16 protein-coding genes are annotated in these 21,239 nt (G+C 35.0%); 5 read left to right on the top strand and 11 right to left on the bottom strand.

Annotated features, from left to right (window positions below; translation table 11 throughout):
- The first annotated feature begins 335 nt into the window (after nt 1-335).
- Complete coding sequence (locus J0M08_07935; protein MBN8702979.1) at nt 336-473, top strand: hypothetical protein; 138 nt, start codon at nt 336-338, stop codon at nt 471-473.
- Nucleotides 474-995: 522 nt separating this feature from the next.
- On the opposite strand, the gene J0M08_07930 is transcribed toward J0M08_07935, so the two are convergent.
- The 6 genes from J0M08_07930 to J0M08_07905 form a co-directional block, all read right to left on the bottom strand.
- Nucleotides 996-5,495, bottom strand: a complete 4,500-nt coding sequence (locus J0M08_07930) for a hypothetical protein (GenBank protein ID MBN8702978.1) — start codon at nt 5,493-5,495, stop codon at nt 996-998.
- Between the two features lie 5 nt (nt 5,496-5,500).
- Nucleotides 5,501-6,328, bottom strand: coding sequence for a 50S ribosomal protein L11 methyltransferase (gene prmA, locus J0M08_07925; GenBank protein ID MBN8702977.1), 828 nt, complete (start codon nt 6,326-6,328; stop codon nt 5,501-5,503).
- Between the two features lies 1 nt (nt 6,329).
- Nucleotides 6,330-7,088 carry a triose-phosphate isomerase gene (locus J0M08_07920; protein MBN8702976.1) on the bottom strand — a complete coding sequence of 253 codons (759 nt, stop codon included), beginning with the start codon at nt 7,086-7,088 and terminating at the stop codon, nt 6,330-6,332.
- Between the two features lie 237 nt (nt 7,089-7,325).
- Entirely contained in the window at nt 7,326-8,405 is a 1,080-nt protein-coding gene (locus J0M08_07915) for an ABC transporter permease (protein ID MBN8702975.1), read from the bottom strand.
- Nucleotides 8,405-9,523 (bottom strand): DoxX family protein, encoded by a 1,119-nt coding sequence (locus tag J0M08_07910; protein MBN8702974.1) that lies wholly within the window; start codon nt 9,521-9,523, stop codon nt 8,405-8,407. Before J0M08_07910 ends, J0M08_07915 begins: the two co-directional genes overlap by 1 nt.
- A gap of 13 nt (nt 9,524-9,536) precedes the next feature.
- A complete protein-coding gene (locus J0M08_07905) occupies nt 9,537-10,076 on the bottom strand; it encodes a DUF1599 domain-containing protein (GenBank protein MBN8702973.1) in 540 nt (179 codons plus the stop codon).
- 276 nt (nt 10,077-10,352) lie between these two features.
- Between J0M08_07905 and folP the strand changes: the two genes are divergently transcribed.
- Genes folP through J0M08_07890 form a run of 3 tightly spaced genes read left to right on the top strand, consistent with a single transcriptional unit; the run spans nt 10,353 to nt 13,692 of the window.
- Nucleotides 10,353-11,126 carry a dihydropteroate synthase gene (gene folP, locus J0M08_07900; protein ID MBN8702972.1) on the top strand — a complete coding sequence of 258 codons (774 nt, stop codon included), beginning with the start codon at nt 10,353-10,355 and terminating at the stop codon, nt 11,124-11,126.
- A gap of 54 nt (nt 11,127-11,180) precedes the next feature.
- A complete protein-coding gene (gene purL, locus J0M08_07895; protein MBN8702971.1) occupies nt 11,181-13,409 on the top strand; it encodes a phosphoribosylformylglycinamidine synthase subunit PurL in 2,229 nt (742 codons plus the stop codon).
- 31 nt (nt 13,410-13,440) lie between these two features.
- Nucleotides 13,441-13,692, top strand: coding sequence for a DUF1653 domain-containing protein (locus J0M08_07890; GenBank protein MBN8702970.1), 252 nt, complete (start codon nt 13,441-13,443; stop codon nt 13,690-13,692).
- Nucleotides 13,693-13,704: 12 nt separating this feature from the next.
- Here J0M08_07890 and J0M08_07885 read toward each other — a convergent pair whose 3' ends face one another.
- From J0M08_07885 to J0M08_07865, 5 genes are all read right to left on the bottom strand, one after another.
- The gene (locus J0M08_07885) at nt 13,705-14,388 is read right to left on the bottom strand and encodes a lycopene cyclase domain-containing protein (GenBank protein MBN8702969.1); all 684 of its coding nucleotides are present in this window, start codon (nt 14,386-14,388) and stop codon (nt 13,705-13,707) included.
- Nucleotides 14,389-14,399: 11 nt separating this feature from the next.
- Nucleotides 14,400-14,864 (bottom strand): sterol desaturase family protein, encoded by a 465-nt coding sequence (locus J0M08_07880; GenBank protein MBN8702968.1) that lies wholly within the window; start codon nt 14,862-14,864, stop codon nt 14,400-14,402.
- Nucleotides 14,865-14,877: 13 nt separating this feature from the next.
- Nucleotides 14,878-15,513 (bottom strand): carotenoid biosynthesis protein, encoded by a 636-nt coding sequence (locus J0M08_07875; GenBank protein ID MBN8702967.1) that lies wholly within the window; start codon nt 15,511-15,513, stop codon nt 14,878-14,880.
- Nucleotides 15,503-16,984: a phytoene desaturase gene (crtI, locus tag J0M08_07870; GenBank protein ID MBN8702966.1), complete on the bottom strand. Its 1,482-nt coding sequence runs from the start codon at nt 16,982-16,984 to the stop codon at nt 15,503-15,505. Before crtI ends, J0M08_07875 begins: the two co-directional genes overlap by 11 nt.
- Before the next feature lie 134 nt (nt 16,985-17,118).
- Nucleotides 17,119-20,436, bottom strand: a complete 3,318-nt coding sequence (locus tag J0M08_07865) for a S8 family serine peptidase (protein ID MBN8702965.1) — start codon at nt 20,434-20,436, stop codon at nt 17,119-17,121.
- A gap of 157 nt (nt 20,437-20,593) precedes the next feature.
- On the opposite strand from J0M08_07865, the gene J0M08_07860 reads away from it, so the two are divergent.
- On the top strand, nt 20,594-21,238 hold the full coding sequence (locus tag J0M08_07860) for an OmpH family outer membrane protein (protein MBN8702964.1): 645 nt from the start codon (nt 20,594-20,596) through the stop codon (nt 21,236-21,238).
- Nucleotide 21,239: the final 1 nt, after the last annotated feature.

Here is a 21,239-nt window from a genome sequence, read left to right as displayed (position 1 = left end):
TTTTAAGTCTTAAATATACCACTAATTTTAAAAAAAGAGTAGTGTAACTAAAAAAAGTTTGACAATCTCAGCACTACTTCTTTTTAACATTGGACGAATACCACTTCTCAAAAGTTACAAGTAAAACATCCAACCAACATACATAATTAAATAAATCCAAGACCTTTCTAACCTAATCACAATCGAACAATTCAATTAAAAATACTACAACAGAATGAATTAGACCATTCATTTAACAAAACTTACCGTTTGTACAACCGCAATAGCTTTGCGAAAAAAGCGAATGTATCTTTATTAAAAGAACGCAAAACAAACTAAAAAGAAAGGAGAACATCATGAAAACGGCAACAATAAACAAGAAAGAAACAAGTAGAATTAATGCAGCTGATATTATTAATGCACTATTAATTCTTGGAACAGCTGGCTTTATTTTTTATCATGTAATAAACGCAATTTTATACTTCAATTCGTGAAATTTAAAGACTTAACTCTTTGGGGGATGTAGTTTTGTTTTTAAGGTTCAGAATGACAGAAACGCTCGGCAATAGCTGAGCGTTTCTGTTTTTAAATGGCTGATAAAACGGGGGATCTTAAAGCTCTAATTTTACAAGGAGCATACAATTCTGACGAGCCCTATATCGATGAAAATTTTCTGAAACAGACCATTTTTACCGTTTATTAAACAAAACCTACCGTTCGTAAAACGCTGATTGTAATCACCACAAATTGATGGTAATATTGTTAAAAGAAACAAATTCTAAAAAAGGAGGGCACCATGAAAACAATTGCAAAGAAGATAGACAACAAAACATCAAAAGATGTAAGTGTATTTTTAGTGTTAGTAACAGTGTTTTACAATATATTAACTGTAATCTCATAAGCTCGGTTGTGGTTGGGGTATTCTGGGGGGATTTATCCTAATCACAGCCGAATTATAACTAAAAAGCAGGACAATTAGTCCTGCTTTTTGCATTATATAATAACCCTACTAAAAACTATTTAGGTTCTTTGTATTCCTCTTCCTCCGCATTAACTTGATTTACCCTCTTAATAAACTGCGTTTTCTTATTTAGGTTAGATAAATTAAATTGATAGGCAGCTTGCCCTTTTTCCGTTTTCATCTGACGCTTATCCGATTTAAGTTCCTTTATAATGTTATTGAAACTTTCGTTCGATGAAATAGCTTGCATTAAACCTCTTGAATAGTTAAAATAATACCAATTAGTTCCATCTAACTCCAAATAAATATTTAAGTTATCGCCACTTTTCTTTCTTTCAATCTCTATAAAACCATCAACATATTTGTTTACCTGAGTTTTAAGAATACTTCCAACTCCAATTTTACCTACCGATAAATATGATTTTGTAGTTGGATTCCATTTGAATTTTAAATCATTAAACAAAATTGAATATTTTAATTCATCAGGGAATTTTTTGAATGAACCGTAAAGATTTACCTGAGATATTAATTTATCTGCCTCGGCTTTTCCTACCAACTCACGCAATCCCTTTTCATACAATGGCCTGGAGAAGTCAGTAAGCGGAAGATTCGTAAAATAAATACCAATTTCATCGGCCATCTTACCCAACGCATTATCGTCAAAAAAGAAATTCAGTCCCATCATTACTTCAAACACAACCGAGTCAGGAATTAAATACTGTTTGGCTACACCTACCGTGTTTACTTTAATTTGACCGTAATCTGTGCCCCAGTTTAATTTACCTTCTGCTTTTACAATACACGATTTTGTATTGATGCTTAAGTAATTTCCAGGCATGTTTATTTCGGTAAGCTTTTCTTTATTAGATATTCGATACTCCTGAGTTGTTTTATCAAATGTTAAGAAACCTTCAGAGGGAAATACCTCCGGGTCGCTTTTTGTTCTTGCCTTAGACAAGAATGCAGAATACACATGGGCTGAATCGTTTGCCAACATTAGTGATGAATGGATACTATTACCCTCATAATCTTCTGGAGTAGCAGATACAGGTATATAAATTTGATTCGGATTAATTTCATCTGAAAATTTCAACCAACTGGATTTTACAGACTCACATGGTTGATGAATTCGTGCTGCTCCTGCAAATAAAAGTGCTGGTTTGGAAGCATACAAGGATGCTTTTCCTTTGTAATCAAAATGCGGACTAAGCGTAAATCCCTTATCCTCACCAATTTCTGTAGATGCAAAGGTTTGATAGGTTGTATCTACAGAAATATTACTAAAATAAATAGATTGTTTTTTCTTCAACTCATCTACATAATCATAATAGCCTGATCCAGAATAACTCTTCTTAGCATAAATATTCACAGTACAATCGTACAAATTATGATGCTTGGTAACAGTATTAGCCATGATTCTTGCGTTTTTCAACGTTTTCATTACGGCATTTTTTTCTATCACAACCACCCCACTATCTGGAAATACTCTAGCATCGGCTACATTAATATGCTTCACTTCTTTAGCAGTAATAATATAGTTTTTGGTATCGTATTTTGCATATGGGGCTACAAACTTTAAAGAATCTTGTTTTGGGTGCGTAGAAATAAACTCCGAACCGGTTAACTCCACATCTGTTCTATCATCCACTTTTTTACTGGAACCAAGTTCTATATCGCTTTTATCCATAAACCATTTAAACTGATCCATGAAACACATATATTGGTTTTGAGGGAAATTTACAACAGAACCTTTTCCATTTGACTTAAACTCGCCCGAACGAGTAGTAAAATCGATATGTGCATTTACATTTTTGGTAGAGAAAGCCAATGCATTATCCGTAGTTTGCTGTGTTGCTTTAAGACGGAAATCAGATGTATCTGCATCAAAAGTCATATTTTTGAATGCAATGTTATTAGATTCCAGTTCAGCTCCGGAGAAGGTAGATTTTCCATTTCCTGACAATAAATCCGGAGTAAGTGTGTATCTACCATAAAAATCGGCTTGTCCATTATATGTTGTGAACGGTTTTTCTTTATTGGAAATGTGCATATAATCTTTCTTAGGCATCCAATGCACATACACATTTTCTCCTTTAACTTGCGGAAATTCAACTTTACCTCCTTTTTGCTCTTCCACATTAAAATTTTGACCGTGGGCATTCATAGAATCCGGGAAAAAAATGATATCGTTTGATTTTGTTGTAGACGTAACATACTTTATATCTCCATCTCCTTTTAAGCCATTATTACTTAAATTAATTTTGTTCATGAACTTACCTTTCCCTTCGTACAATGCAAATCCATCGGGTGGTGTATTTCTAACAAAACCCAAAGAGTAATCAGATTGAAGTGAAAGTTTTTCCTCGAAACTTGGAAAAATTCCTGCTGATGCAAATGTTCCTTTAAAGGAGAGTGCCTTGTTAGAAAAATTATCTAAACTATCAATTGTAAAAGGCTCCAATTTAAAATAGAAATTACTCCTATTGTACAACTTACCCGGTTTAGATTTTTTATCATAAAAAACATATGACTCCTTGAAACTATTGAAAATAGGATATTGCACAAATTCTTTGATTCCAGATTTATTTTTAGGATGATCAATTAGCAAATCACCCGTAATATTTTCGACAATACTTTTAACTCTCACCAATGGATACTCGCCTCTTTCATTAGGTTCGAAAGATTCCACTTTAATTCTAAGCGAATCCACCTGAGTTAAATTAATTTTAAACTTATCGTATTCAAAAGAAAATTCTTTGCCCCAAAACTCGAATTTACCCGCATTAATGATACCTGCAAACAGAAAATCTCTATTCTTTTTAAGTATAATTTGCTTGTCTTTGGGATAAATAAATACTTGCTGAGAGTCGGAAAGTAGTATAGAAGAAATACCTCGCAACGTAATATCATAATTCAATAAATTAATGCTTGCATTTGGCACTCCTTTTATTTCCGAGTGAAAAGAAATAACATCGTAATCTGTCTTCCCGGCTCTGTTTGAGATATAATTAAACAAGCGTTGTTTTACAATTATTCTATCTTCGGCAGTGAAATACGTTAAAAACCCTTTACTTGCAAACGTTACAAGCATTGGGCGCAAATTATCAGCAGTAATCTTCATGTATTTTGCCAACTCAATTACATTTACTTCTCTATTTCCTCCATTGGCTTTAACAATATAGTCTCTTATTCTTGGCAATGGATGCGATCCATCCATTCCCATCAGGCGGTCATAGCGATTTTGCTTATAGTAATTATTTGATTCGAAATCTGCTTCTATAGTACTACTACCTGTTAAGGATTTTAAATTAATGGTGGGCTCATCCGTTTTCCATGACAACTCTTCAAAATACATATCTACCGCATGAAACGTATTGAAGAATGGAGTCTTGCCTAAACCATCTTCTACTCGAATCAACGATAGTTGATTTTTGGGTATCAAATATGTTAAACTTAAACCAGGATGAGATATGGTATCATTCTCCAAAAAGATAAGTACGTTCGAGTTGTCCGAATACAATTTTTCTTTAGTAATGGCAAACTGCTTAGAGCCAGCTACTATAAAATATTTATCGTTTCTTTTGAATTTTAAATATGCATCCTCGGCATTACTACCCGCACCCATAAACTTTGAACCACGCATAGCAAAACCTCCATCATAATCTACATTTAATGCTACATTGGGAATTTGAAGGCGTTTGTCGTACGACTCGAAACGCGGATAAGAAGCAATACTTTTATCTTCAGAAATCATTTTTTCTGTGATAACACCTTTTAGTGGTTTTGTAAAATATTGCTTATGATAAAACGTAACAGAGTCGATTGTAAAGCCACCTGCCTTGCAAATTATTTCATATTTTTTTATTTCAGCATACACAACATTTGGGTCGGAACCAACACGAGTCCAATCGAACCGCCCTCCCTTACCAATAAATTTTTGAGAGAAAGGAAAATAAACTCCTTGCGTACTTTGAATAACAGTGCTATCTGACTTAGAATTGTAACAACTTAAATTTAAACTAGGAAATACAACTTTGGGCACACTATCGTATTCAAATACGTAATTAGAGTTATTAGACGCCCATTCGTACGTAGGCGATTTATAAAATGAATTTGAATAAAACAACGACTCGCTCATTGTTAGGTAGTCGGTAAAGTTTTTTATAGCTTTTCCATTTAAAATTTTCTCCACACAAAAACTCCATGTTTTAAAATTTCCTAACGACTGATTTGTGTTTGCAAAATTCATAATACATGTTAAGTAGGATTTAAACTCTACCATGGCACGCAAGCGCTTTTTTAGCATTAAATTACAAGTTGTATAAACAGCTTTTGTTTGATCCGGATTAAGTTTATTAAGCTTCCAAAATTTTTCAAAATCATCAGCAAAATCATCTGCAGCACCCTTATCAGAACTATTTTGCTGAAAAAAATCTTTTAGCTCGTCCATAAATTTCACAGGCTCTTCTGTAAAACTTTTAATTTGGGTTTGCCCAATCAAAACACCCGAGAATAGACTCAGCAAGATATAAACAGTAATTTTTTTCAAATTCATTTTTCTTAAAATTGCAATGTTAAGCACGTCCAGTTATTCTTAACCAAACGTTTTATTTCTTTTAAATTTAATTTTGTTGTTTGCGCTAAAATATCCGGACAATCAGCTTCGTAAAATCCGCTCAGTATAAGCAGTCCGCCTTTATTAAGTATTTCGTAGTACTTTTGCACATCTTGTAGAATTACATTTTTATTGATATTTGCCAATACAATATCGAACTGCAAATTTTTAAATAAGTCTACCGTTCCTTTATAAGCAGTAATGTTTTCTATTTGATTGAGGAAAGAATTTTCTAAAATACTTTCATAAGGCCACTCGTCAATATCTACCGCTGCAATGCTTGTAGCGCCAAGTTTTGAAGCTAAAATACTCAGTATTCCTGTTCCGGCACCAATATCGGCAACGAGTTTGTTATTAAAATCAAAGCCGAGCATTGTTTCCATTACCATGGATGTAGTTTCGTGATGTCCTGTACCAAAAGCCATTTTGGGGTCAATAATAATTTCGTAAGGAAATTTCATTGGCTCGTGAAAAGTAGCGCGAACAGCACATTTATCTGCAACAACAATTGGTTTAAAGTTGTCTTCCCAAATTTTATTCCAGTTTTGTTGTTGAATAGCTCTATAGGTATAGGTTACAGAAACTTCCGAATTATAAAATTCGCCAATACTTTTTATTACATCTTTTGTAAAAACGTTTTGCGGTATATACGCAAGAAAGCCTTTTTCTGTGTCTACAAAACTATCAAAGCCTAATTCAGCCAAATTTGTGGTAAGAATTTCAGCATGCGGCTCTAATGGACTTACAGTAAAATCAAACTCTATATAATCCATTTTAAAATGATTTAATGATTGTAATAAATTGAGTGGCGTCTAACGAAGCGCCTCCAATAAGTCCTCCGTCTATATCTGTGCAAGCAAATAAATCTTTTGCATTTTGCGCATTACAACTACCACCATACAACACAGATGTAGCGGCTGCTGTATCGGGCGACAGTATCGTTTGCAATACCGCACGAATAAATGCATGCATTTCTTGCGCTTGATTTACAGACGCTGTTTTTCCTGTGCCAATAGCCCAAACCGGCTCGTAAGCAACCACAAATTTAGCTTGCGGTGAAATTCCTGCTAAAACTTCTGTAAGCTGCTGCTCAACAATTTCAAAATGCCTGTTAGCTTCACGTTCAGCCAAACTTTCGCCCACACAATAAATTGGAGTTAAGTTATTTGAAAATGCTTGTTGAATTTTATTTTTTAGCTGTGCAGAATTTTCATTAAAATATTGTCGTCTTTCAGAATGTCCAATAATAATATAATCTATTCCAATCGAACTTAACATGGATGCAGAAACTTCTCCGGTATAAGCTCCTTTCTCCTCGTGATGGCAATTTTGTGCAGCAACTTTTATTGCAATATTTTTATTCCTAACCGATTCCTTAATCGAAAATAAATACGGGAAAGGCGGAGCAACAACAACCTCAACAGCTTCAGTTGCATATGTTTCATAGGAATCATCTAGCGCTTCCAAAAGAGCAATTGCTTCTGAAAGGCTTTTATTCATTTTCCAATTACCGGCAACAATTTTTTTTCTCATGAATAGTTTGTTTAAAGTTGGAAGGTTAGAACGTTGAAAAATCAAAGCAAATTATACTATTCCTCTCCAAAATAATCATTATCAATTTTTTTTAATTCATACACTTGCTGCGTGCTTACACCTAAATCATAGTCAATCATTAACTGAGCGAGCCTATGACCATCGAAATACAACTTATTTATCAGTTAAACTCCTCTTTCTAACTTTCAAACCTTACAACTTTCAAACTCTTACTATTTACCTCAATCGTATTCGCGGGTCGAGTAATCCATAAATTATATCAACCAGTATATTAATTAGCACAAATAAAAATGCAGCAACCAATACTGTTCCCATTACTACCGGCAAATCATATTTATCTAATGCATCAACAACTTCCTTGCCAACACCTTTCCACCCAAATATATATTCTACAAAAATGGCACCTGCCAACAAACTTGCAAACCACCCGGAAATTGCAGTAACAACAGGATTTAGTGCATTTTTTAAGGCATGTTTAAAAACCACCACAGCCTTTGATAGCCCTTTTGCATGAGCTGTACGTATATAGTCTTGCGACAATACATCTAACAGAGAACTTCGAGTTAATTGTACAATGATTGCCAACGGTCTTATTCCAAGTGTTACAGCAGGAAGAATTAAATTTTTCAAATCTAAGTATTCTCCATTTCCGTAATCGTCCGATGTATATAGGCTGCCAACTGTATTTAATCCGGTATAATCGCTTAGCAAATACCCGAAAATCCAGGCAAAAATTAGTCCTACAAAAAAAGAAGGACCTGCCATGCCAAGTACTGCAAGCAAAAGAGATAGTTTATCGAATAATGTATTTTTTTTTAAGGCTGCAACAACGCCCAAAATAATTCCTAAAAAAGATGCAAGTACCATGGCTGAAAATGCCAATACTGCTGTTTCAGGAAGTGTTTCTTGTAATATTTCGGAAACTTTTTTCTTGGTTTGGTAAGACCTTCTTAAATAAGGATATTTAAGCACAAGAACGCCTTGGCTACCAATATCAAGCAATTCCTTAGCTGAGTATTTTTCAGGATTTAAAAATAAATAATTGTCTTTATCCACTTTATTGTGAAATGAGATTGGAGATAAATCATTTAAATACAATACAAACTGACTGAACAATGGTTTGTCTCTTCCTAAATCTTTATTTATTGCATCGATGGAAGCTTGATCGGCACGCTGTCCCAACATTAATCGAGCAGGATCTCCGGGCAATACATTAAACAAGAAAAAAACGGCAGTAACCACGCCCAGCATGACCAAAAATCCGTAAATAATTTTCTTGAAAATATAACTAATCACTACTTACCAAAATATTTTTGCTTAACATCGTTGTAAGCAGGGAATGAATTATAATGCCACATATCTATCACTACACCGCCTTTTAAAAGCATAAGCCCGGGATTGGCCCTTATCATTGTTTTTAGCACTGTACCATCTGTGTTATAGAACGGATAGTTAATTTTATATTCTGCTTTAAACGGAGTTACCAAATCTTTGCCGGAGGCAGTAAGACATACAAAAGAAACACTGTCATTTGAGCACAGTTCATAAAAATCATTTATTCTACCTTGAACATCTTTTTCCGTTTTAGCTAAATCATATGCTATCAGCAGAAAATTATAGTTTGGATTTGTTATGATATCTTGTGTATAATCTGCACCGTCTTCAACAGAAGAAATACCAAAATCTTTTATCTGAGGCTCTACGCCTTTTTCAACAACTTCGTTTCTGCTGCTTACGTAATCCCATTCTACATCCCAATTTTCTGGCCATGTATCAAACTCTTTAGTTTCAGCAGTTTTCTTGTTTTTTAAGGTGTAGAAAAACTTTAGGACATCGGGCTTACCTAGCGTTTGTTCTGGTATGTTTTTCCCTATTGCATATGCTCTAAAATCTTTGATTGGCAAGTAGTTGTAGGTATAAACAGGAAATGCTACAGTGCCTGCAATAATTATTGCCATTGCAATATTCTCCGCTGTTTCTCCAAGAAGTGAGTTGATGTGCTTTTGACCGATTAACAAAATCAACACAAAAGCCAACAAAATCATATCCTTCCAAAACGACTGCCAAGGTGTAAGTTTTATAGCATCGCCAAAACATCCACACGACTTAACTACATCGTAATAGGCTGAATAAAAAGTTAGAAATCCAAAAAACACTGTTAGGGCTAGCAAAAGCCAAAGCGTAAGTTTTATACGTGCACCTAATAGCAGAAAGAAACCCAACACCACTTCAAGCACACACATAAATATTGCCAAAAACAAAGATAATGGCATTAAAAATTCCGTTCCAAAAACTTCAAAATATTCGTCCAGCTTATAGGAAAACCCAAGCGGGTCATTTGCTTTGATAAGTCCGGAAAAGATAAATAGAACTCCTACAAATATTCTAGAAAATTGTGTTATAATCCTCATCATAAAATTTTAGTTTTTATTGTTCACTTAAACGAATCAATGCAAAAATTGCGTAATTAATCATATCTAAGTAATTGGCATCTATCCCTTCGGATGCAATGGTTTGACCTTTATTATCCTCAATTTGTTTTATACGCAACAACTTCATTAAAATCAAATCTGTTAGTGAACTTATGCGCATATCACGCCAAGCTTCATCGTAATCATGATTCTTATTTTCCATCAAATTCCTTGCCATTGTTATATACTTATCATACAACTGAATGGCTTCATCGTGCGGCAACTCTACTCTGGTATCGCTTCTTAGCTCTAGTTGCGTAAGAGCAATGGCACAATAATTAACGATTCCAATATATTCCGAACGTACGTCTTCTTGCACCTTTTGCATCCCTTTCTCCTCAATACTTCTAATACGTTGTGCTTTTATAAAAATTTGATCGGTAATAGAACTAACTCTAAGCACTCGCCATGCCGTTCCATAATCTTTCATTTTATTCGTAAAAACATTTCTGGCTGACTTTACAGCTGCTTCGTATTGCACTCGAGTTTTTTCCATAGTATTGTAAACCGAACTAATTCATAATTCTAGGTGTTAAATTATGAATTATATGCTGAATATCCGACTTTTACGCTTTGATTTTTCAACATAAATAGAAGAAATCTAAACAGTTTTAAACATCATTGTTAGTTATCATGAAATACAGCCATTTACCAAAGTTTACAAAATGTAATGCATTTGAATGGTGTATAGCAAACTAAAATTAGAATTTAAAAATACAGACGCATGAATTCGAATTTATTCTCCCTTTTAGAACCAACAGCTCCTTGGGTAATGGGAATTTTAAATGTTACACCCGATTCTTTTTTTGATGGAGGAAAATACTTGAAGGAAGAATTGCTTGTAACACACATAAACAAATTGATACACGAAGGTGCCGATATTATTGATATTGGAGGGTGCTCCACCAAAGCCGGTGCCGCAACAATTACTACAGAGGAAGAATTAGAACGAGTGATTCCGGCTATACAGCTTACGAAAGCCTTGTTCCCAAAAGCAATAATTTCTGTTGACACTTACAACCATTCTGTTGCCGTTAGGGCAGTTTCAGCAGGTGCCGATATGGTAAATGACATTTCAGGAGGAACACTAGACGATAACATGTTTGACACCGTGCGTGAATTAAACGTACCTTATATATTAATGCACATTCAAAACACTCCTGCCACCATGCAACTTAAACCTGCATATACAGATGTAGTAATGGATGTGTACGACCACTTACAAAAACAAATAGACAAATTAAGCCTACATGGGTTTAATAAAATAATTGTAGATCCCGGATTCGGATTTGGGAAAACTGTAGACCATAATTATGAAATTTTAAAAAACCTACATGTTTATAAAATGCTTGGATATCCTTTATTAACAGGCGTATCAAGAAAGTCGATGATAAATAGTGTGTTGGGTACGCTGCCAAAAAATGCTTTAAACGGCACATCAGTGCTGAACACCATTTGTTTATTAAACGGAGCGGATATTCTTCGGGTGCACGATGTAAAAGAAGCAAAAGAAGTAGTTACGTTGATAAAAAAATATAGATCTTAATAGCTATAACACCATTAATCCTATTAAATTTGTTTGCACACAAAAAAGATATTTATGCAAGTAAAAGAGCATGACTTAGCAACAGTAGAGCAAGCGCAAAAATTAAAATTACTTCCGGAAGAGTTTGAAAAAATAAAAGAGATTTTAGGCAGAACTCCCAATTTTACAGAGTTAAGCATCTATTCTGTAATGTGGAGTGAACATTGCTCCTACAAAAACTCTATTACTTGGCTTAAAACATTACCTAAAGATGGCCCGCACATGCTTGCCAAAGCCGGAGAAGAAAATGCCGGATTGGTTGATATTGGTGATGGATTGGCGTGTGCTTTTAAAATTGAATCGCACAACCACCCTTCTGCATTAGAGCCATACCAAGGCGCAGCAACGGGTGTTGGTGGAATAAACAGAGATATTTTTACAATGGGTGCTCGTCCTATTGCACAATTAAATTCATTACGTTTTGGTGATATAAAATTAGAAAGAACAAAGTGGCTCATAAAAGGCGTTGTAAAAGGAATTGGAGATTACGGAAATGCATTTGGAATTCCGACAGTTGGTGGCGAGGTGTTTTTTGATGAATGCTTTAATGTAAATCCATTGGTAAATGCAATGTCTGTAGGATTGGTTAAAGTGGGAGAAACTGTTTCTGCTACATCTTACGGAGCAGGAAACCCGGTTTTCATTGTAGGTTCGTCAACAGGAAAAGATGGAATACATGGAGCTAGCTTTGCATCAGCTAATTTAACCGAAGAGTCGGCTAAAGATTTGCCTGCGGTACAAGTGGGCGATCCATTCCAAGAAAAATTATTGCTCGAAGCATCGTTAGAAGTTATAAAAACAGGTGCTGTAATTGGCATGCAAGATATGGGAGCCGCGGGAATTACGTGTTCCACCTCTGAAATGTCTGCAAAAGGAAAACACGGAATGAAAATATGGTTGGATAAAGTTCCTACTCGCCAAGCAAACATGCTGCCGTTTGAAATTCTTTTGTCCGAATCGCAAGAAAGAATGCTTATTGTTGTGAAGAAGGGAATGGAAGAACCTGTAAAAAAAGTTTTTGACAAGTGGGATTTAAACTGTGTTCAAATTGGAGAAGTGATAGAAGGCGATATATTGGAATACTACATGAATAATGAGCTAGTAGCACAAGTTCCTGCAGAATCATTGGTATTAGGCGGAGGAGCTCCTGTATATAAAAGAGATTATGTAGAGCCTGCTTATTATGCAGCAGCTAAAGAGTTTTCGATTGAGCAAGTAAAACAGCCTGAAAATTTAAAAGACGTGGCTACCTTTTTAGTTTCTCATCCAAACATTGCTTCTAAAAAGTGGGTGTATGAGCAATACGACTCAATGGTAGGTACAATAAATATGAGCACCAACAATCCATCGGATGCTGCTATAGTAAATATTAAAGATTCAAACAATGCACTTGCATTGAAAGTGGACTGCAACTCTCGTTATGTAAATGCCGACCCTGAAATAGGTTGCGCCATTGCAGTTTCTGAATGTGCCAGAAACATTGTGTGTTCCGGAGGAGAGCCGAGTGCAGTAACAAACTGTTTAAACTTTGGAAATCCATATAATCCAGAAGTGTATTGGCAATTTGTGGGCTCTATTAAAGGAATGTCGGCTGCTTGCACAAAATTTAAAACTCCTGTTACAGGAGGCAATGTTAGTTTTTACAATCAGTCTTCTTACGAAGGACCTGTTTTCCCTACTCCAACGATTGGAATGTTGGGATTAATAAAAGACAAAAAAAATATTACTCCAATTGGATTTAAAAAAGCCGGACACTTAATTTATTTAATCGGTGAATCAAGAAATGATATTTCCAGTTCAGAATATGTTTACTCTTTTCACAACATAAAAAACACACCTGCACCCTACTTTAACTTGGACGAAGAATTCAACGTTCAACATGCAACCAAAGCTTTGATAAGAGCAGGATTAATAGAAACCGCTCACGATGTGTCGGATGGTGGATTATTTGTAACACTTGTAGAAAGTGCATTTGTAAACCAGTTAGGTTTTGATATTAGCACAGACGATATGTTACGAAAAGATGCATTTTTATTTGGAGAGTCGCAAAGCAGAATTGTAGTTAGTGTAGCCCAAGAAAAAGAAGATACGTTTATTGAGTTTATGATGAATCAAGAAGTTGAATTCAACTTTATAGGAGAAGTAACAGAAAAAACAATAAAAGTAGATGAAGAAAGCTGGGGCGAAATAAGCAACTTTAAAGGCAAGTACGAAAGCTCGTTGGGAGAACTACTTAGAAATTAAATCACATCAACTAATCATTAGTACATACAAGATGGCGGGTGAGTCAAAAAATCAAATTAAGGAATATCCTGAAATAGGGAAAGTTTACAAACATTACAAGGGCGGGAAATACGAAGTTTTAACATTGGCCACCCATAGCGAAAACAACGAAACACTTGTAATTTACAAATCGATTCACTTTGGCAGTGTATATGCACGCCCACTGTCTATGTGGTTTGACACTATTGTTTTATCAAAAGAAAACGAGCCGAACGTTTCTGTAAAACGATTTACATTGTGCTGATTTTTAGCACAACTAATATAGCTTTCTAAACCATTCGTAAAAAGTAACTGTTGTAAGCAGCATAAAAAGATTATAAAATAAATCCTCAACCGGAATGGTTCCTATTCGAATATTAAATATATGGTTAGGATTATACCACACTATTTCTTGCTCTATAAAAGCGCCTGTTAATAATCCGTTCATTAGTAGAAATGGAAGAATAGATAGTAAAAACGCTGCGGTAAATTTATTTAACCAAATTGGCTTATAGTAAAACAAAACTACAGCGGCAACTAGCGCAGCTCCGCCCATTTTTAAACTGCTATACAATTGAGTGGGAACCAATATTGCACACCCAATACCAACTAGTACAAAAAGTGCCAAAACTATTTTATAGTATTTGTCTAGAATATCTTTTTTAAAGTAAGCTCCGACACACTCATATATAAACAAACAAGCGTAATGTGTTGCCGGAAAAAAAAGCCATTCCTCTATAGGCAAATAAAAAAGAGTAGGTCCGAGAATGTATCTATCATTAAATCCCCAAATTCCGTAATAGGTAAATGCACTATCCCACGGAATAAAAATAAGCATCATGCAAGCTATTGCCGGAAAAATGTACTTCCACTTTTCATAAAATGAAACACGTTTATCGAAGCTTAAAGACAGGGGGCCTAGAATAACAAATAAATCGAGAAGTAAATAGAGATTATTCATCCTCGAATAGATTATTTTGAATCAACTGCACGTTTAGCCTCTTTGTAATATTTTGTTGGCACCCAAAGCATTCCAAAACATTCTCCATCTTCTTTGTTTAAGTGCTTGTGGTGTACTTTATGAGCCTTTCTTAATGCACGCAAGTATACATTATCGGAGTTTCTAAACCACTTAAAACGTTGATGAATAAAAACATCGTGTACAAAAAAATAAGCTACCCCATACATTGCAATTCCGACTCCAATCGATACCACAAAATAATACTGATGCATTAAGCCAAGCATAATACACAACCAACTTGGAATGGCAAAAATTAGAAAAAAGAAATCATTCTTCTCAAAGAAGCCCGGTTTAACCTGATGATGGTCTTCGTGAAAAAACCACATAAAGCCATGCATGGCATATTTATGAGTTGCCCAAGTTACAAGCTCCATCATAAAAAAAGTAAACAACGTAATTAAAATATAAGTCAGCATACTACTCTAATTTTCACAACATCAAATTTAACAAAGAAAAAAAGATTACTTGAATTAAGTATATCCACTCTCCTACCTTACTTGTAATATAACTATTCATTTTAAAAACCAAAGCCAATAATATAAATGAAACAATCCACCAAGCAACATAGTTCTGAATTGGTATTGTATTTCCTGCCCAACTCCAATAATTAAATGAGACAGCAATTGGTTCAATCAACAAATCCAACGCTACCATCAATGAAGCACCAACAAACAATTTGACCCAATAATTTTTGTATTTATTAGCAACGCTCGCACTACCAATTAGTAACAAACACCAATTCACTCCAATAACAAGCGGAACATCTAAAAGTTTTGCCCCAAGCGTTTCGCCATACTGATACTGACCAAATATGCTACCCGTTTTTACCCCAATTAATTCTACTAAATACCCCAAAACTGCTATGGCAATAGACATAATTAGCCAATTGTTCCTATCTAAACGAGCTTTAGAACGCAATTCTGCAACTAAAAAAAAACACAGCGTAATAAGTAAATTTAATGGTGTAAGAGAAATAAAATACGCTCTATCAAAAAACAAAATTCCAACAAGCCCAACCAAATGGAATATAATTATTACAAGTATAGATATTCTGTTAATTAACATCTGCTATTAGTTCACTTACAATTTTAGCACTATTTAAGCAAAGTGGAATTCCTCCTCCAGGATGCACACTTCCACCACAAAAAAATAAATTATTTACCTCAGTAGAAAAATTAGCGTGTCTGCTAAATGCTGACATTTTTGTATTACTAGCAGTACCATACAACGAGCCATGCAAACTACCTGTTTTACTTTCTATAGACACGGGAGTTAACACATCTTCAACAATGATGTATTTTTCAATATCTGTTGAAAGTAGTGTGTTAATCTTTTTTATAATAAAGGCTCTTGCCTTTCGCTGCACCTCATCAGTATAATAGCCTTTATTAGCCGGCATGTTTATCATTACAAACCAATTTTCGGCACCCACAGGAGCATCTCCGGTTATTTCTTTCGATGATATGTTTATATATACTGTAGGGTCTTGATAGACTTCTTGTTTAGCAAACATACAATCGAACTCTTCTTTATAATTAGAGCTGAACAAAATATTGTGCAAATCGAGTTGAGAAAATCTTTTATTTATTCCCCAATAAAAAATCAATGCGCTACTAGATCGCTCTTGCGTTGCAATAGTTTTTGATTTTTTTAACTCAGGTATTAATTTCTTATAGGCATTAGCTATATCGCTATTGCAAACTACCATATCAAAATCAAAATGCTGTTGCTTAGAAATAACCCCGGAAGCCCTACTCCCATTAAGAATTATTTTATCTACTGGCGAATTAAAATGAAACGTTACACCTAAATCAATACAAAGCTTATAAAGTGATTCGGGAATTTGTTGCATCCCTCCTTCCGGAATAAATGTTCCAATACCGTGCTCTAAATGAGGAATAAGCGTAAGTAATCCCGGTGCGCTATATGGATTAGAACCATTATATGTTGCGTACCTATTAAACAACTGTATCAATTTATCATTCTTTAGCTCACGCACATTTACCCCATTCATTGTATTAAGCAAATCGAAGGAATAAATATGTGAAAGCGCAACTAGCACTTTACTACTTAGCCAAGTAGATAACTTATGCAACGAATGAGTCATAAATAAATTACCAACACGCTGGTACTTCATTTTTGACTTATTAAAGTAATTGATAATTACATTTTTGTTTACACCTAATTTATTTTCTATTTCGTGTGCAAACTTTGTGATATCGGCATAGCCGGTAAGCAGCAAGCCATCGCTAAAAAAATAGTTACAAGCAACCTCTTTTTGCTTATAATTAAAATAAGTACGGGGATTTTTATTGGCAGCAACAAATACATCATCAACCAATTGGGGCATGGTAAAAAGCGAAGGGCCTGCATCAAATCTAAAGCCATCTTTCTCAAACGAAGTAAGCTTGCCTCCATAATAGGAGTTTGCTTCAAAACAAGCAACAGCGTATCCTTTAGCCGCCAGCCGAGCTGCGCAGGCCAAACCTGCAATTCCGGAACCAACAATGCAAACCTTTTTACTTTTTTGTTTCACTTTCTAAACTAAAAAAATATAACACTCAATAAACAATTTACAAACTTTATTGTTTTACAGGTATAGGTTATTATAATAAAAAGCCGAGCTCCAAATAATATGGAGCTCGGCTTTCATTTAAAATATCGCTCTATTTACTGTACAACAATTTTATTCACATACATTCCTTTTACATTCCCAATTGTTAAATAGTAAATCCCTTTAGACAACGTACTTGCAGGCACAGCGTAGCTATTCTGACCGTTTTGTATATCAATTGCTTGAACATAATTTTGCTGACCTAACTGATTAGTCAAAACAAGTGTAGCATTTTCCATACTTGCTAAATTATTTACCGATACGAAAACTGATTTATCATCAGCACTATACATAGAGGTAATGTGTTTGGTGGTAAACCATTCTCCTATTCCCGTATTAGGTGTTATTGTAATTATTTGGGAGAATGAACTATCGGAACCACAACTGTTTGTTACTTTCAAATTAACAGTATACGTTCCTGCGCTGGTGTATTTTATGGTTGCTAGCGGAGAGGTTGATGATGCAGGTGTTGCGCCAGGCATTGACCAAACAAAAGTAGCTACATTCGAACTGGTTGTAGCATCTAAATTTATAAACTGATTAGGAATAGTATTGGTTACAGATACATTTCCATTTGCAACAGGCATCGTATCTAAGTAAACATTAAAAGATGTAGCCCCATAACAACCATTAGCAGTTGTTGCAGCAACCTCGTATGTTTGATTATTCAGCAACGGAACAATTTTTACTGTATCTCCAATTGTAGCACTCAATCCAGAGGATGGCGACCAACTGTAAGAACTAGCACCTGAAGCCACAGCCGTAAGCGTATCTCCTGAACCTATACAAATTGAATTGCCGGGAGATAAAGACACATTAATTTGTGGTTTGGGATTAACAACTATTGTTTTAATCAATGTGTCTGTAAGATTTGCACACCCTGATGAAACACCTACCAATTTTACATTATACGTTTTGGGAGTTGAACCACTGTTCGTAAAATAAATTGTATCTACAATTCTTGAAGAAACATTCGGCTTACCTCCTCCAAAATCCCAACCTAGCGAAGTATTGAATTTTGAGTTAGTAGCGTCAAACACAATAAAATCATTCTCACAAATAGTGTCTGAACTTGTGGTAAACTGAACTTCAGGTGCTAAATCTGTCATATGAGGAAACATATGAATATGAGATTTCGAAATAAAATCCCATGGAGTACAGCCGCCACTTGCCTTTAAATGACACCAAGAATTATCAGCTTTTTTATACCAAATTAAATCCTCATTTGGATTTTGAACTGGTGCAAAACTAGACCCAATCAACGCCATTGTATCTCCATTGCTTGCAGCCCATTGCAAATTACCTTCGTTTAATCCACCACCCTGCATTGCAATACTCACAAAGAAACTATCAGGCTTAACACCTGCAATTCCTACAGATGGAATTTTAATAGCAGGTAAATTAATGATAACAGTTTTAATACCGGAAGGTGAAGCATTTAGCAAAGTAGATAGAGGAACATTCGTTACCGGAGCGTTAATATCCACCGGTTTTCTTGTAATGGAATCCAATCCATATACCTTAATCTTTATGTATTTAGATGCAATACTAGATGCAGGTGCACTTGTTTTACCAAGCAACAACGTTATTCTATGAACATAATTCAATCCGTTACTTACTCCGTACAATTGTGCAATCTCTTTGTGTAATAAACTATTTACACCAAACGCATGACCACCGCTTGCTGCTGCATCAGGATATGTCCACAAAGAAGCCGACCATTTATTTGGATTTGGATTATTTGAAAAAGGATTATTTTCCCAATACAAGGTATCGCACCCTTTTGGTCCAGACAATACGGTAATGTAATTTGTTTTAACCTCCACGTCTGTTCCAAAACTATTGGTGGCAGATAATGTAACGGTATAAACTCCCGGAGTTTTAAATGTAATATTAGATAAGTTTGTTTGGGGAGAAACTAAATTAGCTGCACCTGTATCTACACGCCATTGATAAGAAGTTGGAGCATGTTTGGATTTATTGGTAAACGATATTTTAGAACCGGCATAGATGGTTGTATAGTTGGCCTCAAAATCTGCAATTGGTGTATTGTACTGTGTACCCAACAAACAACTCAATGCACTTGAACTTTCTATCCTTCCCGACCCCAACAAACCAGCATATGCGGTATTCCCGGCTAAACTGTAAATACTTTGATCTGCATTGTTTTTTAAACAATTTTCTATATCCTGCTGAGTAACTGCAGGTTTATAAGATAACATCAACCCACATAAACCAGACACAATACCTGCCGATATAGATGTTCCTGATGCTGTAGAATAACCTGAATTTGCTACCATAGTATAGGTAGTTGTAAAAATATTATCGCCAGGAGCAGAAACATCTATCCAATTTCCAAAATTAGAAAATGAAGATTTTACATCTCCATTATTGGTAGAAGCAACAGCTATTACATTATTGTATGCCGCTGGATAGTACATTGCGTTTGTATTATCATTACCTGCAGCCGCTACAATTACACATCCTTTTGAGTAGGCAAAATCAATTATACTTTGCCCGGTAACAGTAGCAACAGGACTTCCCCAAGCCAAACAAATAACGTTTGCTTTATTGATGGCTGCATATAAAATACCTTCGTAGCCATGCGTAATTGCATTGGCTACATTACTGGCCTTTATTGGCATTATTTTTATTTTAAATCCTATGGAGGCAACACCCTTGGCATTATCTGTGGTTGCCGCAGCAGCACCTGCTACTTGAGTTCCATGAAAAAATTGTGCAGAAGTAGGGCTTGGGTCGTTATCATTATCGGCAACATCAAATCCATTCTTATCGTCTATATAACCATTATTGTCATTATCCACTCCATTTGTATTATTATCTAAGGAGTTTACCCAAATACTAGATGCTAAATCGGCATGATTAATTTGTATTGCATCATCAATAACAGCAACAACAACACTTGTACTTCCTTTATTAAGATTCCATGCTCCGGATGCATTAATTTTAGCAAGCTCCCATTGCGCTGAATAATTAGGGTCGTTTGGATTATAACTCAATTTTTCCAACGGAATTGATTCGGCATATTCCACTTCCGGAGAAGATTTTAACACCTTGATTGCTCTCCCAACATCATTTACCGAAGCTAAATCGACTTCGTATATATTTTGTAGGGCTGGAAAATTGGAAATATTGGTAAATGACTTACTAACCTTATTTATTCTTACTGATTTACCAAAATTGGTAAACACATCAGGAATTGTAGCTTCTTGACTTACACCGGAAACGCTAGTGATGGATAAACTAGGATTTTTTAGTTTTACCCACAACCTTTTGGATTGGTAGGAATTGGTGTTTAACTGTGAAAAAATAAATGCAGGTAAAGCAATGAAAAGAAATAGTAATTTCTTCATAAGGTTGGGTTTTGTGGTTAATTTAAGACTGTTAATATCCTTATACTCAAAATAGCGGTAAAAGTTTCGCTTATTAGAAAATAAAAGAGAAAATTTATGCCAGCTTTTTATAAAACGGTATATTCACACGTTTTAAAACCAAAAACTTACTTAGACAATGAAAAATGTATCAACCATTTTAAATGTAGTTCTGCTTGTTGCAGTTGCATTTTTGTATTATTTACACTTTAGTGGTAAAAAAAGTGGAATTTCTAACACGACAAACACTTCCACCTCGGATAGTACAGTTAATAGCACACTAACTCCGCTTTTACCCAAAGAGATAAAGCCAAACAAAATAGTTTTTGTAAATACAGATACACTTATCAGCAAATTAAAGTGGGTTAAAGACTTAGAAAAAGAGGCAGAAGCTAAACAAGGCTGGTTAGAAAAAAACTACAAGGATAAAGCTCAAAAATACCAAGATGATTATTTAATGTATCAAGAAAAAATCCAAAAAGGGCTTTTATCAGTTGACCAAGCCAAAGCCGCTGACGAAGACATGAAACGCAGAGGCGAGGAACTTGCTAATATGGAAGCCCAATTACAAGAATTGCAATACGATATTCAGAAAAAAAACATGGCACTCAAAAAGGATGTTACTGCCTACCTAAACGAGTATAACAAAAATGCAGGATACAATTATGTTTTATCGTATTCGGGCATTGGCGAATTGCTATTTGCAAACGATTCCCTAGATATTACCAACGAAGTGGTGGCTGGATTGAACGAGCAATACAACCAAAAGAATAAAAAGAAATAAA

It is taken from the genome of Bacteroidota bacterium, assembly GCA_017303975.1.
Lineage (GTDB): Bacteria > Bacteroidota > Bacteroidia > JAFLBG01 > JAFLBG01 > JAFLBG01.
The sequence above is the reverse complement of the archived record's forward strand: the minus strand, read 5'-3'. Positions and strand labels throughout refer to the sequence as shown.

Excerpts from the sequence above, each read along its gene's own strand:
- J0M08_07935 (MBN8702979.1), top strand. The coding sequence starts at position 336 with ATGAAAACGGCAACAATAAACAAGAAAGAAACAAGTAGAATTAATGCA.
- J0M08_07930 (MBN8702978.1), bottom strand. The coding sequence starts at position 5,495 with ATGAATTTGAAAAAAATTACTGTTTATATCTTGCTGAGTCTATTCTCG.
- prmA (MBN8702977.1), bottom strand. The coding sequence starts at position 6,328 with ATGGATTATATAGAGTTTGATTTTACTGTAAGTCCATTAGAGCCGCAT.
- J0M08_07920 (MBN8702976.1), bottom strand. The coding sequence starts at position 7,088 with ATGAGAAAAAAAATTGTTGCCGGTAATTGGAAAATGAATAAAAGCCTT.
- J0M08_07910 (MBN8702974.1), bottom strand. The coding sequence starts at position 9,523 with ATGATGAGGATTATAACACAATTTTCTAGAATATTTGTAGGAGTTCTA.
- J0M08_07905 (MBN8702973.1), bottom strand. The coding sequence starts at position 10,076 with ATGGAAAAAACTCGAGTGCAATACGAAGCAGCTGTAAAGTCAGCCAGA.
- folP (MBN8702972.1), top strand. The coding sequence starts at position 10,353 with ATGGGAATTTTAAATGTTACACCCGATTCTTTTTTTGATGGAGGAAAA.
- purL (MBN8702971.1), top strand. The coding sequence starts at position 11,181 with ATGCAAGTAAAAGAGCATGACTTAGCAACAGTAGAGCAAGCGCAAAAA.
- J0M08_07890 (MBN8702970.1), top strand. The coding sequence starts at position 13,441 with ATGGCGGGTGAGTCAAAAAATCAAATTAAGGAATATCCTGAAATAGGG.
- J0M08_07885 (MBN8702969.1), bottom strand. The coding sequence starts at position 14,388 with ATGAATAATCTCTATTTACTTCTCGATTTATTTGTTATTCTAGGCCCC.
- J0M08_07880 (MBN8702968.1), bottom strand. The coding sequence starts at position 14,864 with ATGCTGACTTATATTTTAATTACGTTGTTTACTTTTTTTATGATGGAG.
- J0M08_07875 (MBN8702967.1), bottom strand. The coding sequence starts at position 15,513 with ATGTTAATTAACAGAATATCTATACTTGTAATAATTATATTCCATTTG.
- J0M08_07865 (MBN8702965.1), bottom strand. The coding sequence starts at position 20,436 with ATGAAGAAATTACTATTTCTTTTCATTGCTTTACCTGCATTTATTTTT.
- J0M08_07860 (MBN8702964.1), top strand. The coding sequence starts at position 20,594 with ATGAAAAATGTATCAACCATTTTAAATGTAGTTCTGCTTGTTGCAGTT.